The following is a 14,287-nucleotide window of genomic DNA, read 5'->3' as shown; positions in this document are numbered from 1 at the left end:
CAAGTCCGGACTAGGCGTTTTCGGCGTTCGGTGCGGGCGGGGCGGGTGTGGCGGACGGGTCAGCGGCGCACCGCCGGGACGCCGCGCAGCAGCTCCGCGACGATCTCCACGCCGTCCCTGGTCAGCACCGACTCGGGGTGGAACTGCAGGCTCGCGAAGCCCGGCCCGCGCAGCGCGTGCACGTCGCCGGTGCGCGGGTCGCGGGCCACCTCGACGCCGTCGGCGGCCAGCCGCTGCGCCGCGGGGCCGTCGCAGCGCGCGGTGAAGGTGTTGTAGAAGCCGACGGTGCGGCGGACGCCGAACAGGTCGACGGCCTCCTGCGCGCCCTGGTAGGGCACGGCCTTGCGGGCCAGCGGCAGGCCGAGCTGCGCGGACAGCAGCTGGTGGCTGAGGCAGACGGCCAGCAGCGGGGCGGTGCGGGAGCCGTCCCGGGCGGCGGCGAGGGCGTCGGCGACGATCGGGCGCAGCAGCGCCATCTTCGGGTCGGCCGGGTCGGCGGGGTCGCCGGGGCCGGGGCCGAGCACCAGCGGGCCGGGGTGGGCGGCGGCCCGCTCGCGCAGCCCGGGCGTGTCGTGGCGCAGCACGGTGACGGTGTGCCCGAGCGAGCGCAGCAGGTGGGCGAGCATCGCGGTGAAGGTGTCCTCGCCGTCCACCACCAGGGCGTGCGCGTCCGGCCGGGGCTCGGCCGGCTGCTGCATCCGCAGCCAGAACGGGGCGAGTCCCGCGCGGCGGGAGCCCAGTGCGGCCTGCACCCGGTGGTCCTCGGCGAGCCGCGGCCGGGCGGCGGCGGCCCTGGCGGGCCGGGCCGGGCGGGCGCCGATCGCGGAGAGCACGCCGGCGGCCTTGGCGTGCGTCTCGGCGACCTCCGAGTACGGGTCGGAGTGCCGGACCAGGGTGGCGCCGACCCGGACCACCAGCGAGCCGTCGGCGGGGTCGATGTCGGCGGCCCGGATGCAGATCGGCGAGTCCAGCTGCTGGCCGCCGCTGGCGGAGCGGCCGATCAGCGCCAGCGCGCCCGAGTAGTAGCCGCGTCCGCCGCGCTCGTACCGGTCGATGACCCGGGTGGCGTTCTGCACGGGGCTGCCGGTGACGGTGGCGGCGAACATGGTCTCCCGCAGCACCTCCCGGACGTCCAGCGAGGTGCGGCCGCGCAGCTCGTACTCGGTGTGCGCGAGGTGCGACATCTCCTTCAGCCGCGGCCCGAGCACCTGCCCGCCGAGGTCGCCGACCGCGCACATCATCTTCAGTTCCTCGTCGACCACCATGGTGAGCTCCTCCAACTCCTTGGGGTCGCGCAGGAATTCGAGGAGGGACTCGGCGGTGGGGCCGGTCGGCGGATAGCGGTAGGTGCCGGAGATCGGGTTCATCACCACGGTGCCGCCGGACTGCCGGACGTGGACCTCGGGGGACGCGCCGACCAGCACCCGGTCGCCGGTGTGCACCAGGAACGTCCAGTACGCGCCGCGCTCCTGCTCCAGCAGTCGCCGGAACAGGGTCAGCGCGGTGGCGGTGGAGAAGCCGGCCAGTTCGGCCCGGAAGTCGCGCCGGATGACGAAGTTGGCGCCCTCGCCGCGCCCGATCTCGTCCTCGATCACCCGCCGGACGATCCCGGCGTACTCCTCGTCCGCGATGTCGAACCCGCCGCCGAGCAGCTCGACCGGCGCGTTCGGCAGCGCGGCCAGCAGCTCGGCCAGCGGCAGCGCGTGCTGCTCCTCGACGGCCAGGGCGCGCAGCGGGGTGCCGTCCTGGCGGGCGGCGAAGCCGCGTTCGCGCAGCTGGGCGTAGGGGACCAGGGCCAGCAGGTCGTGCCGGGGGCCGTCGGCGGGCACGCCGTGGCGCACCGGCAGTTCGGCCAGCGTGTCGTGCTCGGAGACGGTGCCGAGCAGCAGCTCGACGGTGTCCGGCGCGAGCCGCGGCGCGCGGCGGTGCAGCAGGGCGAAGGCGGGGGCGCCGGGCGCGGTGAGCCGGGCGAGCAGGTCGGCTGCGGTGGTGGTCACGACTGCGGGGGTCCTTCCGGGAGTGGGCTGCGGGCTCTGCCGCCGCCCTCCGGAACGGTCGTGACGCTGGACACAGACGCCGACGGCCGCCCCGAAGGGCGGCCGTCGTTCGTCAGCTAGGGACGCGCGATCCGTGGGCCGCCCAACGGGCAGGCCCACCACCAGGAGCAGGTGTAGGTCGCGGTCACGGAGCAGACGATAGCCCACTGTTCGCCCGCCCGGGGGGATGTCCACGAGCTGTCTCACCCACCGGGCGGCGTCCCCGTCCTGCTCCGGCGACCCCGTAGCCTTGCCCTTGTGACCGTGACTAACCACTCCTGGCAGTCCCTGCCCGCGGCGCAGCAGCCTGAATGGCCGGACCAAGAGGCTCTGCGCAAGACCCTTGCGGAGCTCGCCTCCTATCCGCCGCTCGTCTTCGCCGGCGAGTGCGACCAGCTGCGGGCCCGGCTCGGCGCCGTCGCGCGTGGTGAGGCGTTCCTGCTGCAGGGCGGTGACTGCGCCGAGGCCTTCGACGGCGTGTCGGCCGACCACATCCGCAACAAGCTGAAGACCCTGCTCCAGATGGCGGCGGTGCTCACCTACGCCGCCTCCGTGCCGGTGGTGAAGGTCGGCCGGATCGCCGGCCAGTACTCCAAGCCGCGCTCGAAGAACACCGAGACCCGCGACGGCGTGACGCTGCCGGTGTACCGCGGCGACTCGGTGAACGGCTTCGAGTTCACCCCCGAGTCCCGGATTCCGGACCCGGAGCGCCTGAAGCGGATGTACAACGCCTCCGCCTCGACCCTGAACCTGGTGCGCGCCTTCACCACCGGCGGTTACGCCGACCTGCGCCAGGTGCACGCCTGGAACCAGGACTTCGTGCGCAACTCCCCGGCCGGTCAGCGCTACGAGCAGCTGGCCCGGGAGATCGACCAGGCGCTGGCCTTCATGAACGCCTGCGGGGTGGCCCCGGAGGAGTTCAAGACGGTCGAGTTCTTCTCCTCGCACGAGGCGCTGATCCTGGACTACGAGACGGCGCTGACCCGCACCGACTCGCGCACCGGCGATCTGTACGACGTCTCCGGCCACATGGTGTGGATCGGCGAGCGCACCCGTCAGCTCGACCACGCGCACATCGAGTTCGCATCGAAGATCCGCAACCCGATCGGCGTGAAGCTCGGCCCGACCACCTCGGTCGACGAGGCGCTCACCCTGATCGACCGGCTGGACCCGGACCGCGAGCCCGGCCGCCTCACCTTCATCACCCGGATGGGCGCGGGCAAGATCCGCGACCACCTGCCCACCCTGGTGGAGAAGGTCACCGCGTCCGGCGCCCAGGTGGTGTGGATCAGCGACCCGATGCACGGCAACACCTACGAGGCGTCCAGCGGCCACAAGACCCGCAAGTTCGACGACGTGCTCGACGAGGTCAAGGGCTTCTTCGAGGTCCACCGCGCGCTGGGCACCCACCCGGGCGGCATCCACGTGGAGCTGACCGGCGACGACGTCACCGAGTGCGTCGGCGGCGGCGACGAGGTGCTGGTCGACGACCTGCACCAGCGCTATGAGACCGCCTGCGACCCGCGGCTCAACCGCAGCCAGTCGCTGGACCTGGCGTTCCTGGTGGCCGAGATGTACCGCGGCCAGTAGCGGCGCGTGACCGGCCCCGGCCGGTGTGACGAAGGCCCCTCCGTTTTCGGTGATCCGAGGACCGAGGGGCCTTCTTCGTACCCGGAGCACCAGGTAAGGTAAGGCTCAGTAAACAAGCGCCGAGCTGGAAGGGGCCGCACATGTACGTGTGCATGTGCCACGCGGTCACCGAGGCCCGGGTCAAGCAGGAGATCGACGAGGGCGCCACCACCCCGCGCCAGATAGCCCGCGGCTGCAAGGCCGGCACCGACTGCGGCTCCTGCGTGCGGCGCATCCAGGCGCTGCTCGGCGAGAGCGGCGCCCGCCCGTGCCCCACCGCCCGGCTGGCCAAGCGGATCGGCCTGGCCGAGCAGGCCGCCCCGCAGGCGGCGTAGCGGGCCCTCCGGCAGGCTCTAGCTGTCGGGCTGCTCGATCAGCTGCGCGATGTAGAGGGCCTCGCCGAGCTTGTCGATCAGTTCCAGCTGGGTGTCCAGGTAGTCGATGTGCTGTTCCTCGTCGGCCAGGATGTCCTCGAAGATGTTCGCCGAGGTGACGTCGTTCTTGGCGCGCATCACCACGATCCCGCGCTTGAGGCGGTCGATCGCCTCCACCTCGACCTGCCGGTCGGCCTGGAACATCTCCGTGACGGTCTGCCCGATCCGGACGTGGAACAGCCGCTGGTAGTTCGGCAGCCCCTCCAGGAACAGGATCCGGTCGGTCAGCGTCTCGGCGTGCTTCATCTCGTCGAAGGACTCGTGCCGGGTGTATTTGGCGAGCTTCGTCCAGCCGTTGTTCTCCTGCATTTTCGCGTGCAGGAAGTACTGGTTGATCGCGGTGAGCTCGGCGGTCAGCTGCTCGTTGAGGAACTCGATGACCTCGGGATCGCCCTGCATGGCCTGCCTTCCTGACTCTTCGTTCCGGTCGCTGCCCGGTTGCCCGCATCGTGGCAGCCGGTCGAGGTCACTTCCAGTAAGTCCACGCTTACCGGGCGGCCCCGGATCGGCGTTTCGTTCCGCCCGGGAATTCGCTGACCTGCGCAGATGCTGCGCGGATTGGGCCGTTAGCGGGTATCTGGCCCGAATGGCCGGGTGCATTTCCGTCGTGTTGCCCCCCTCCGTCGGAATGCGTTCCCGAAGGGGCCGGACGCGGTTCGGCGAACGTCGTCTGTCACCATGGAGCCATGGGTCAGCACCAATCGGAACCGCCGCCGCCCTCTGACCCGAGGCTCCCGCCGGGCCAGCGTCGACAGCGCGGCTGGCCGGTTCTGCACTACGGGCCGGTGCCCCGGTTCAAGCCGCACAGCTGGGACTTCCAGGTGTTCGGGGCGACCGCCGACGCGGAGAAGACCAGCTGGGACTTCGCCGCCTTCCACGCCCTGCCCAAGGTGACCGTCCGCGGCGACTTCCACTGCGTCACCAAGTTCTCCATGCTCGACAACGAGTGGTGCGGCGTCGCCGCCCGGACGGTGCTCGACCTGGCCCCGCCCGACCCGACCGTCACCCACGTCATGGTGTGGGCCGAGTACGGCTACAGCGCCAACCTGCGGCTGGCCGACTTCGCCGACCCGGCGACCGTCTTCGCCACTCACCACGACGGACAGCCGCTCACCGTCGAACACGGCTTCCCGGTCCGCCTGGTGGTGCCGCACCTGTACGCCTGGAAGGGCCCCAAGTGGGTCCGCGCCGTCGAGTACATGCGGGCCGACCGGCGCGGCTTCTGGGAGGAACGCGGCTACCACAACCGGGCCGACCCCTGGCAGCAGCAGCGCTACTCCTACCAGGAGCAGGACGGCGACGGCCCGCTGCGCTGAACGGCTAGAACAGGCTGATGGTGATCGTCACCGTCGACCCCTGCGGGCGCGGCGTCCCTGCGGCCGGGGACTGCTCGGTCACCTTGCCGAACGGCAGCAGGCCGGCGATCTGCGGGGTGAAACCGGCGTCCTGCAGGGCCTTCGCCGCGTCGTCCCGGGACATCCCGGAGACGTCCGGCACCGGGTGCATGCCCTTGGAAACGGTCAGCGCCACCGGCGAGTTCGGGGCCAGAGCCGTCCCGGCCGCCGGGTCGGTGGAGATCACCGCGCCCTTCGGCACCGAGTCGCTGAACTGCTCGGTGGTGGTGCCCGCCGTCAGCCGGGCGTCGGTCAGCGCCTTCGACGCCTCCGCCAGCGGACGGCTCGTCACCTGCGGCACCGGCACCCGCTCCGGGCCGCGCGAGACCACCACCTTCACCGCGTCGCTCTTGCGGACCTTGGCGCCCACGCCCGGATCGGTGGAGATCACCTGCCCGGCCTGCACCGACTCGCTGAACTGCTCGCTGAACGCGCCGTGCAGGCCCTGCTTGTCCAGCACCGTGACGGCCTGCTGCCGGCTCTGCCCCAGCACGCTCGGCACCGTCGCGTACACCGCGCTGGACAGCGTGTACGTCACGCCGCCGACCAGCAGCACCACCACCAGCACCACCGCCGACCAGATCAGCGGGGTGCGGCTGCGGCCGCGCGCGGCGCGGCGGCGGCGCGGCGGAAGGTCCTCGTCCACCGGGCGGATGGGCGGCAGCAGCTCCGGCGGGATGTCCAGCACACTGGTGCGCTCCAGGCCCGGCGGGGCGCTGATCACCGCGGTCGCCTCGCCCGGGCCGAACTGCGGGGTGGGCCGGCCGGACGCCGGCGGCTCCGCGTCCAACTGCGCGGCCGGCAGCGTGCGGCGCACCCGCTGCACCGCCGCCAGCAGCTCCACCGCGTCCCACGGCCGGGCCTGCGGGTCGCGGGCGGTGGCGGCCGCGACCAGCGCGTCCAGCTCCCGGCCCACCGCGGGGGCGGTGCGGGACGGCGCGGGGACGTCCTCGTGCAGGTGGCGGTACATCACCTGGGCGGCGTTCTCGCCGGTGTGCGGCTTCGCGCCGGTCAGCATCTCGTACAGCAGGATGCCCGCCGCGTAGACGTCGACCCGCTGGTCGGTGGGCGCGTCCTGACTGATCTGCTCCGGCGCCAGGTACGAGACGGTGCCGAGCAGTTGGCCCGCCTCGGTGGCGGCGGTGGTGCTCGAATCGGCGGCGCCCATGATCCGGACCAGGCCGAAGTCCGCGACCTTCACCAGCCCGTTGTTGGTGATCAGCACGTTCTCCGGCTTCACGTCCCGGTGCACCAGCCCGGCCCGGTGCGCCGCGCCGAGCGCCGCCAGCACCGGCTCCAGGACGTCCAGCGCCGCCCGCACCGAGAGCGCGCCGCGGTCGCGCAGCAGGTCGCGCAGGGTGCGGCCGGGGACGTACTCCATCGCCATGAACACCGCGCGCGGATCCGCGCCCTGGTCCAGCACGTTGACCACATTGGGGTGCGCGAGCCGGGCCACGGCCTTCGCCTCGCGGATGAACCGCGCCGTGAAGTCGGCGTCGCCCGCCAGCGAAGGGTGCATCACCTTCAGTGCGACGGCGCGGTCGAGACGGGTGTCGGTGCCGCGGTAGACGGTCGACATGCCGCCGACGGCGATCCGCTGCTCGACCCGGTAGCGCCCGTCGAGCAGCACGCCGAGCAGAGGGTCACCTATGGTCATGTCCACCCGAGGAGTCTAGGGGCCGAGTCGCCCGAATCGGTCATCACGACCGGAGCGCCGACACGGCGATCGGGGCGAGCAGCGCGCCGACGAGCAGCAGGTGGCCGATCAGCGCGCCCAGGCCGGCCCGGCTCAGCCGCCGCAGGCGGCCCACGTCGCGCCCGGCGCCGACCGCGCCGACTGCGGCGCAGACCAGCACCGGGAGCAGCAGCAGCCCGGAGAGCCGTACCGCGCCGTCGCGCGGGGCGTTGCGTCCGGCCGTCTCCAGTCCCGGGGCGAGGTGGGTGAACTGCCGGATCAGACACAGCAGCGCGCCGGTCAGCAGCGCCGCCGCCGCGCCGAACAGCACCGCGCCCACCAGGTCGGCCCGGTTCCGTCGTGCCTGTGCCATGCGCACCCCCTCGCCCCGAGGACGCGCCGGGGCGCCCGGCGGTTCGGGCGCGCCGTCAGAACGCCGGGCGCTCCCGGGTGTCGGCCAGGCCGGCGGTGGGGGAGGAGGCCTCGGCGTAGTAGCGGCGCGGGATCCGGCCGGCCCGGTGGGCGAGGCGGCCGGCTTCGACGGCGCGGCGCATCGCGTCGGCCATCAGCACCGGGTCCTGGGCGCGGGTCACGGCGGACGCCAGCATCACGGCGGAGCAGCCGAGTTCCATCGCCAGGGCGACGTCGCTGGCGGTGCCCGCACCCGCGTCGAGCACCACCGGGACGTTCGCGGACTCCACGATCAGCTGGAAGTTGTGCGGGTTGCGGATGCCCAGGCCGGAGCCGATCGGCGAGCCCAGCGGCATGATCGCCGCGCAGCCGACGTCCTCCAGCTTGCGGGCCAGCACCGGGTCGTCGTTGGTGTACGGCAGCACGGTGAAGCCGTCGTCGACCAAGGTCTCGGCGGCGTCCAGGAGTTCGATCGGATCGGGCAGCAGGGTGCGCTCGTCGGCGATCACCTCCAACTTCACCCAGTCGGTGCCGAGCGCCTCGCGGGCGAGGCGGGCGGTGAGCACGGCCTCGCCGGCGGTGTAGCAGCCGGCCGTGTTCGGGAGGACCCGGATGCCGTTGCGGGCCAGCACCTCCAGCACCGAGCCCTGGGTGGCGGTGTTGACCCGGCGCATCGCCACCGTGGTCAGTTCGGTGCCGGAGACCCGCAGCGCCTGCTCCAGCACGTCCAGGCTGGGCGCGCCGCCGGTGCCCATGATCAGGCGGGAGGCGAAGGTCGTGTCGCCGATGGTCAGCAGGTCGTCGGCCATCTCAGCCTCCCTGCACGGCGGTGAGGATCTCCACCCGGTCGCCCGCCAGCAGCGCCGTGGTCGGCCACGAACTGCGCGGCACCACGGCCTCGTTGACGGCGGCGGCGACGCCGGTGTTGGCGGCGGACACCTCGGCGACCACCGCGTCCAGGGTGGTGGCTTCGGGCAGTGTGCGGGGTTCGCCGTTGACGGTCAGGGCGACGGTGTTCATGCGGGCACCTCGGTGCGGAAGCGGTCGGGGGTGAAGTCGGCCGCCAGCGGGGAGAGTTCGCCGGTGGCCAGGTAGTCGGCGAGCAGGTCGGCGGTGACCGGGGTGAGCAGCACGCCGTTGCGGTAGTGCCCGGTGGCGGCGGCCAGGCCGGGCAGTGCGGTCGGGCCGAGCAGCGGCGCGTTGTCGGGCGAGCCCGGCCGCAGCCCCGCGTTGGTCTCCACCAGTGGCAACTCGGTGATGCCGGGCACGAGTTCGTGCGCGTCCCGGAGCAGCTCGTACACGCCGCCCGCGGTGACGGTGGTGTCGTGGCCCATCTCCTCGGTGGTCGCGCCGATCACCAACTCGCCGTCGGCGCGCGGCACCAGGTACAGGTGCTGCCCGCGCACCACGGCGCGCACGTTGCGGGACAGGAACGGCGCGTACAGCTTCGGGATCCGCAGCCGCACCACCTGCCCCTTCACCGGGCGGATCGCCGGCAGCACCCCGTCCGGCAGGCCCGGCAGCAGGTGGCTGCGGGAGCCGGCCGCCAGCACCGTCCGTCCGGCGGTCAGTTGCTCGCCCGTCAACAGCCGCACGCCGATGGCCCGGTCGCCGTCGGGCCCGTCGCGGTCGACCAGCAGTTCGGCGGCCTGGGTGCGGTGGAAGGCGACGCCCAGCAGCTTGCAGGCCGCGACCAGCGCGGCGGCGAGGCGGCGGCCGTCCACCTGGTGGTCCTCGGCGACGTGCAGGCCGCCGCGTACGCCCGGGGCCAGCATCGGCTCCAGCCGCCGGCACTCCCGGCCGGTCAGCCACTGCGACTCCAGGCCCAACCGGCCGTGGAAGGCGTGCAGTTCGCGCAGCTCCTCGCGGTCGTCGGAGTCCAGCGCGACGGCCAGCGTGCCGGTGCGGCGGTAGCCGGTGTCCAGGCCGGTCAGCTCGGTCAGCTCGGCCGCGAACGCGCCGTAGCGCTCGTTCGACGCCACGCCCAGGCGCAGCAACGGCTCCTCGCCGTACTGGAGTTCGGTGACCGGCGCGAGCATCCCGGCGGCGACCTGCGCCGCGCCGCCGCCCGGCGACGGGTCCACCACCGCGACGCTCAGCCCGCGCTGCGCGGTGCGCCAGGCGACGCCGAGGCCGATGATGCCGCCGCCGATCACCAGCACGTCGGTAGGTGCCACAGCACTTCTTCTCCCTTCGCCGGCATGACCCGGATCAGGTTCGGACGGTCGCGGGCCGCCACAGCCCGCCTCTCAGCCCGGTGCGCCGGGCTCCCGTGATAGTTCAGTCCCTCCACTTTAACGCCGGTGCCCGTAGCGGCAGCGGGCCGGTTAGGGTGGACGCCGTGGCTGAGCTGAGGGCAACGGACCGGGTCGTCGTGGTCGGGGCGGGCATGGCGGGCGCACAGGCCGCCCTGAACCTGCGGCAGGGCGGCTGGCAGGGCGCCGTCACCCTGGTCGGCGAGGAACTCCACCTGCCGTACGACCGGCCGCCGCTCTCCAAGAACGTGCTGCTCGGCAAGGCCGACGCCACCGCCTTCGAGATCGACTGGAGCGACCTCGGCGTCGACCTGCTCACCGGCCACCGGGCCACCGGCCTGAACGCCGGCGTGCTGCACACCGACCGCGCCGAACTCCCCTACAGCGCCCTGGTGATCGCCACCGGCGCCGACCCCCGCACGCTGCCGGGCCTGCCCGACGCCCGCACCCTGCGCACCGTCGACGACGCGCACGCGCTGCGCGCCGCGCTCACCCCCGGCAAGCGGATCGTGCTGGTCGGCGCGGGCTGGATCGGCGCCGAGACCGCCACCGTCGCCCGCGCCCTCGGCTGCCACGTCACCGTCGTCGAGGCCGCCGCCACTCCGCTGGCCGGGGCGCTGCCCGCCGAACTCGGCACGCTGATGACCGAGTGGTACGCCGCCGCCGGCGTCGAACTGCGCTGCGGCGTCGGCGTCGCCGGGGCCGCCGACGGCGGGGTGCTGCTCGCCGACGGCACCCACCTGCCCGCCGACGAGGTGGTGGTCGGCATCGGCGCCCGCCCCGCCACCGGCTGGCTCGCCGACAGCCCGCTCGCCCTCGACCCCGACGGCACGATCCCGGTCGACGACCGCCTGCGCACCGCGCTGCCCGGCGTCTGGGCGGCCGGCGACTGCGTCTCCTACCCGTCCGCCCGGTTCGGCGCCCGGCTGGCCGTCCAGCACTGGGACCACGCCCTGCACTCCGGCGGCACCGTCGCCGCCTCCGTGCTCGGCGCCCTGGACGCGCCCTACGACCCCGTCCCGTACTTCTGGTCCGAGCAGTTCGACCGCATGGTGCAGTACGCCGGCCGGCACGCCGGGGCCGACCACCTGCTGTGGCGCGGCTCCCCGTCCGGCCGGGACTGGTCGGTGCTGTGGCTGCGCGACGGCGCGCTGGTCGCCCTGCTGGCCGTGGACCGGCCGCGCGACCTGGCGCAGGGCCGCCGCCTGATCGAACGAGGCACGGTGCTCGACCCGGAGCTCGCCGCCGACCCGGCCGTCCAGCTGAAGGCGGCGGCCAGGTAGCGGGTCGGTAGGCTGGGTGCCGTGAGCACTATTGATCCCAAGATTGACGCCCTGGTCCCCGCGTGGCTGTACCTGCCCGACATCTCCGAGCGGTGGGGCGTGGTGATCACCGAGGTCCGCGACATGGTGAGGAACCGCACCCTGTTGGCCGTCCGCCGCGGCGAGAACAACTCCCTCCAGGTGCCCGCCGACTTCATCGAGGACGACGGCCCGGTCAAGCACCTGGTCGGCACCCTCACGGTGCTCCGCGACTGCGGCTTCTCCGACCAGGAGATCCTGGAGTGGATGTTCACCGAGGACCCATCGCTGCCCGGCAGCCCGATCCAGGCGCTGCGCGAGAACCGCGGCACCGAGGTCAAGCGCCGCGCCCAGGCCATGGCGCTGTGACCAGCCCGGTGGCAGCCCGTCAGCAGCTCGCCGACGCGAAGCTCTACCTGTGCACCGACGCCCGGCGCGAGCAGGGCGACCTGGCCGACTTCCTGGACGCCGTGCTGGCCGGCGGCGTCGACATCGTCCAGCTCCGGGACAAGAACCTGGAGGCCCGCCAGGAGCTCGACTACCTGGAGGTCTTCGCGGACGCGGCCCGGCGGCACGGCAAGCTGCTGGCCGTCAACGACCGCGCCGACGTCGCCTTCGGCGCCCGCCCCGACGTGCTGCACCTCGGGCAGGACGACCTGCCGGTGGCCGTCGCCCGGGCCATCCTCGGCGAGGACGTCCTGATCGGACGCTCCTGCCACGCCGAGACCGAAGTGGACGCGGCGATCACCGAGCCCGGCGTCGACTACTTCTGCACCGGCCCGGTCTGGCCCACCCCCACCAAGCCCGGCCGCCACGCTCCCGGCCTCGACCTGGTCCGCTACGCGGCTGCCGCCGACCCGACCCGACCCTGGTTCGCGATCGGCGGCATCGACCACGACAACCTCGACCAGGTCCTGGCCGCCGGCGCCACCCGCATCGTGGTCGTCCGGGCCCTCACGGCCGCCGAGGACCCGGGCGCGGCGGCGGCGCAACTGGCTGCGCGCCTGCGGTAGGCAGGTGGGTGACCGATCAGGGGCGCGTGGGGGCGCCTCCCGGCCCGCCAGGGTTGGGGGAGAACTGCGCGACAAGCGCAAGGCCCGTCCGTAAGGTCGCGATCACGTGCAAGTCATTGCCTTGCGCTGCGATCTTTCCGACGGGTGCGTTCCCCTTCGCGCAGTTCCCCGCGCCCCTGGTTTCGCGCCCTCACGGGTTCCTGCGCTTCCCGGGAACCGTTGGTGGCTCTGGTGGCCTCCGTGCAGTCGTGAACCCCGAATTCCGTGCCCGCCGGGCCGTGCTGCTCGCTCCGGTCGTCCTTCTCGCTGCGGCCGTCGCGTTCGTTGCGCAGCGGCCGTTGCATCACCGTGCCGGGTGGCAGCCGTGGCTCGGGACGGTCAATGCGGCGGTGTTCTGGTCGCTGGTCGCGTTGCCGCTGTCGGCGGGGCTGGTGTGGGTGCTGGCCCGGCGGCGGGGCGACCGGGGGTGGGGGCGGTCGTTCGCCGAGGTCGCCATGGTGCACGGGACGGTTCCGTGGGTCTGGATGATCCTGCTGCCGGGGCCCGGGGCGGGCGTCGCGCCCCGGCGGGTCAGCCTGCTGCCGTTGCGGGACCTGTACGAGGTCCTCACCCAGGGCACGCCGGTCACCGCGGTGGTGCAGATCGGCGGCAACCTGCTGGTGTTCGCGGCGCTCGGCTTCTTCGCGCCGATGCGGTTCCGTGCGCTGGCGTCCGTGCCCCGGATGCTGGCGCTCGGTGCGGCCTGTTCGGTGCTGGTGGAGACCGCCCAGTACGTGCTGTGGTTGGACCGGGTCTCCTCGGTGGACGACGTCCTGCTGAACGCCACCGGCGCCGGGCTGGCCGCGCTCGCCGCCCGGCGGTGGTGGGCCCGCTGATCAGTACTTGCGCACCGTCGCCGCGTCGGCGAGGGCCTGGAGCACCTCGCGGGTCGGGCCGTCGGCGATCGGCGCGTTGCGCAGGGCGGTCAGCGCTTCGGTGAGCAGCTGGTCGATGCGGGCCTCGACGATCGCCGGGGCGCCGCTGGCGGAGATCAGGTCGCGCAGCCCGGCCACCTCGTCCGCGGTGAGGTCGGGCGCGCCGAGGCGGGCGTCCAGGGTCTTGGCGTCTCTCTCCGACAGGCCGCGCATGGCGTGCGCGACCAGCAGGGTGCGCTTGCCCTCGCGGAGGTCGTCGCCGGCCGGCTTTCCGGTGACCGCCGGGTCGCCGAACACGCCGAGCAGGTCGTCCCGGAGCTGGAACGCCTCGCCCAGCGGCAGGCCGAAGTTGCCGAGCGCCTCGACCAGGTCGGGGCCGGCGCCGGCCAGCAGCGCGCCGACCTGCAGCGGGCGTTCGATGGTGTACTTCGCGGACTTGTAGTGCAGCACCGTCCGGGCGCGGTCCAGCGCGTCGGCGTCGGTGGAGTCGCCCGCCACCGGCTCCAGCACGTCCAGGTACTGACCGAGCATGACCTCGGTGCGCATCAGGTCGAACGCCGGCTTGGCGGCGGAGACCGCGGCGGCGGGCAGCCCCGAGCGCTGGAACAGCTCGTCGCACCAGATCAGCAGCAGATCGCCGAGCAGCACCGCGGCGGACGCGCCGTACTGCTCGCGGTCGCCGCGCCAGCCGCTGGACCGGTGCAGGCCCTCGAAGCGGCGGTGGATGGACGGCAGGCCGCGACGGGTGTCGCTGCGGTCCATCAGGTCGTCGTGCACCAGGGCGCTGGCCTGCAGCAGCTCCAGGGCGGCCGCGGCCCGCTCGATGCCGGGCTCGTCGGCGTCGCCGCCGGCCGCGCGCCAGCCCCAGTAGCAGAACGCCGGGCGGAGCCGCTTGCCGCCGTCGAGGAGGAACTCGCGCAGCGCGTCGGCGACCGGACCCAGCTGGTCGGAGATGCCGGAGAGCAGGGCGGTCCGTTCGGCCATGAACGCGCTCAACGCGGCGTTGACGCGGTCGCGCACGTCCTCCGCATCGATGGGATTGCGGGGAAGACGGGTGGAGGAGGGCACCTGGAACTCCGGATAGATTGGTCTGACAGTCAGACTAACGCCCCCGCCCGGGTGCGCCGATCCGTCGAGGTCCGGGCCGGGCCGTCGGGGCCTGTCCGGAAATCTCAACACGTGTCTCAGCTCCTGGACACGGTTTGTCCGGGCCGCGCCGCCGAAG

Annotated in this window: 15 protein-coding genes and 1 riboswitch; of the genes, 7 read left to right on the top strand and 8 right to left on the bottom strand. The window is 73.4% G+C overall.

Annotation, left to right across the window (positions count from 1 at the left end):
- Window positions 1-59: 59 nt before the first annotated feature.
- Window positions 60-1,997 (bottom strand): anthranilate synthase family protein, encoded by a 1,938-nt coding sequence (locus tag IEZ12_RS00210; protein ID WP_189270216.1) that lies wholly within the window; start codon window positions 1,995-1,997, stop codon window positions 60-62.
- Window positions 1,998-2,294: 297 nt separating this feature from the next.
- Here IEZ12_RS00210 and IEZ12_RS00205 point away from each other — a divergent pair, with 297 nt between their 5' ends.
- Both IEZ12_RS00205 and IEZ12_RS00200 read left to right on the top strand, forming a co-directional pair.
- Window positions 2,295-3,626 (top strand): class II 3-deoxy-7-phosphoheptulonate synthase, encoded by a 1,332-nt coding sequence (locus IEZ12_RS00205; protein ID WP_043913507.1) that lies wholly within the window; start codon window positions 2,295-2,297, stop codon window positions 3,624-3,626.
- A 140-nt stretch (window positions 3,627-3,766) separates the two neighbouring features.
- Window positions 3,767-4,000 (top strand): (2Fe-2S)-binding protein, encoded by a 234-nt coding sequence (locus tag IEZ12_RS00200; protein ID WP_043913506.1) that lies wholly within the window; start codon window positions 3,767-3,769, stop codon window positions 3,998-4,000.
- 18 nt (window positions 4,001-4,018) lie between these two features.
- On the opposite strand, the gene bfr is transcribed toward IEZ12_RS00200, so the two are convergent.
- Window positions 4,019-4,498 (bottom strand): bacterioferritin, encoded by a 480-nt coding sequence (gene bfr, locus IEZ12_RS00195; protein ID WP_189270215.1) that lies wholly within the window; start codon window positions 4,496-4,498, stop codon window positions 4,019-4,021.
- A 287-nt stretch (window positions 4,499-4,785) separates the two neighbouring features.
- On the opposite strand from bfr, the gene IEZ12_RS00190 reads away from it, so the two are divergent.
- Complete coding sequence (locus tag IEZ12_RS00190; protein WP_189270214.1) at window positions 4,786-5,415, top strand: sulfite oxidase-like oxidoreductase; 630 nt, start codon at window positions 4,786-4,788, stop codon at window positions 5,413-5,415.
- Between the two features lie 4 nt (window positions 5,416-5,419).
- Here IEZ12_RS00190 and pknB read toward each other — a convergent pair whose 3' ends face one another.
- From pknB to thiO, 5 genes are all read right to left on the bottom strand, one after another.
- Window positions 5,420-7,150: a Stk1 family PASTA domain-containing Ser/Thr kinase gene (gene pknB, locus IEZ12_RS00185; protein WP_229847154.1), complete on the bottom strand. Its 1,731-nt coding sequence runs from the start codon at window positions 7,148-7,150 to the stop codon at window positions 5,420-5,422.
- Between the two features lie 43 nt (window positions 7,151-7,193).
- Entirely contained in the window at window positions 7,194-7,541 is a 348-nt protein-coding gene (locus IEZ12_RS00180) for a hypothetical protein (protein ID WP_189270212.1), read from the bottom strand.
- A gap of 55 nt (window positions 7,542-7,596) precedes the next feature.
- Window positions 7,597-8,388, bottom strand: coding sequence for a thiazole synthase (locus IEZ12_RS00175; RefSeq protein ID WP_043913502.1), 792 nt, complete (start codon window positions 8,386-8,388; stop codon window positions 7,597-7,599).
- Between the two features lies 1 nt (window position 8,389).
- Window positions 8,390-8,599 (bottom strand): sulfur carrier protein ThiS, encoded by a 210-nt coding sequence (gene thiS, locus IEZ12_RS00170; protein WP_043913501.1) that lies wholly within the window; start codon window positions 8,597-8,599, stop codon window positions 8,390-8,392.
- Window positions 8,596-9,756 (bottom strand): glycine oxidase ThiO, encoded by a 1,161-nt coding sequence (thiO, locus tag IEZ12_RS00165; protein WP_229847100.1) that lies wholly within the window; start codon window positions 9,754-9,756, stop codon window positions 8,596-8,598. The genes thiS and thiO overlap by 4 nt, the downstream gene beginning before the upstream one ends.
- Window positions 9,751-9,863: riboswitch (TPP riboswitch) on the bottom strand. It overlaps the preceding gene by 6 nt.
- A gap of 48 nt (window positions 9,864-9,911) precedes the next feature.
- Here thiO and IEZ12_RS00160 point away from each other — a divergent pair.
- The 4 genes from IEZ12_RS00160 to IEZ12_RS00145 all read left to right on the top strand — a co-directional run bounded on the left by IEZ12_RS00160 (window position 9,912) and on the right by IEZ12_RS00145 (window position 13,023).
- Window positions 9,912-11,117: an NAD(P)/FAD-dependent oxidoreductase gene (locus IEZ12_RS00160; RefSeq protein WP_189270211.1), complete on the top strand. Its 1,206-nt coding sequence runs from the start codon at window positions 9,912-9,914 to the stop codon at window positions 11,115-11,117.
- Window positions 11,118-11,138: 21 nt separating this feature from the next.
- Window positions 11,139-11,504 carry an Rv2175c family DNA-binding protein gene (locus tag IEZ12_RS00155; RefSeq protein ID WP_189270210.1) on the top strand — a complete coding sequence of 122 codons (366 nt, stop codon included), beginning with the start codon at window positions 11,139-11,141 and terminating at the stop codon, window positions 11,502-11,504.
- Window positions 11,501-12,148, top strand: coding sequence for a thiamine phosphate synthase (thiE, locus tag IEZ12_RS00150; protein ID WP_189270209.1), 648 nt, complete (start codon window positions 11,501-11,503; stop codon window positions 12,146-12,148). The genes IEZ12_RS00155 and thiE overlap by 4 nt, the downstream gene beginning before the upstream one ends.
- Before the next feature lie 248 nt (window positions 12,149-12,396).
- Window positions 12,397-13,023 (top strand): VanZ family protein, encoded by a 627-nt coding sequence (locus IEZ12_RS00145; protein ID WP_229847099.1) that lies wholly within the window; start codon window positions 12,397-12,399, stop codon window positions 13,021-13,023.
- On the opposite strand, the gene IEZ12_RS00140 is transcribed toward IEZ12_RS00145, so the two are convergent.
- Window positions 13,024-14,082 (bottom strand): polyprenyl synthetase family protein, encoded by a 1,059-nt coding sequence (locus tag IEZ12_RS00140; RefSeq protein ID WP_229847098.1) that lies wholly within the window; start codon window positions 14,080-14,082, stop codon window positions 13,024-13,026.
- Window positions 14,083-14,287 lie beyond the last annotated feature (205 nt).

The organism is Kitasatospora griseola (assembly GCF_014648555.1).
Classification (GTDB): Bacteria; Actinomycetota; Actinomycetes; order Streptomycetales; family Streptomycetaceae; genus Kitasatospora; species Kitasatospora griseola.
This window is presented reverse-complemented; position numbering and strand designations above follow the sequence as displayed.

Bases quoted from the DNA above. Each gene is read 5' to 3' on its own strand.
- pknB (WP_229847154.1), bottom strand. From the start codon at position 7,150: ATGACCATAGGTGACCCTCTGCTCGGCGTGCTGCTCGACGGGCGCTAC.
- bfr (WP_189270215.1), bottom strand. From the start codon at position 4,498: ATGCAGGGCGATCCCGAGGTCATCGAGTTCCTCAACGAGCAGCTGACC.
- IEZ12_RS00200 (WP_043913506.1), top strand. From the start codon at position 3,767: ATGTACGTGTGCATGTGCCACGCGGTCACCGAGGCCCGGGTCAAGCAG.
- thiS (WP_043913501.1), bottom strand. From the start codon at position 8,599: ATGAACACCGTCGCCCTGACCGTCAACGGCGAACCCCGCACACTGCCC.
- IEZ12_RS00175 (WP_043913502.1), bottom strand. From the start codon at position 8,388: ATGGCCGACGACCTGCTGACCATCGGCGACACGACCTTCGCCTCCCGC.
- IEZ12_RS00190 (WP_189270214.1), top strand. From the start codon at position 4,786: ATGGGTCAGCACCAATCGGAACCGCCGCCGCCCTCTGACCCGAGGCTC.
- IEZ12_RS00180 (WP_189270212.1), bottom strand. From the start codon at position 7,541: ATGGCACAGGCACGACGGAACCGGGCCGACCTGGTGGGCGCGGTGCTG.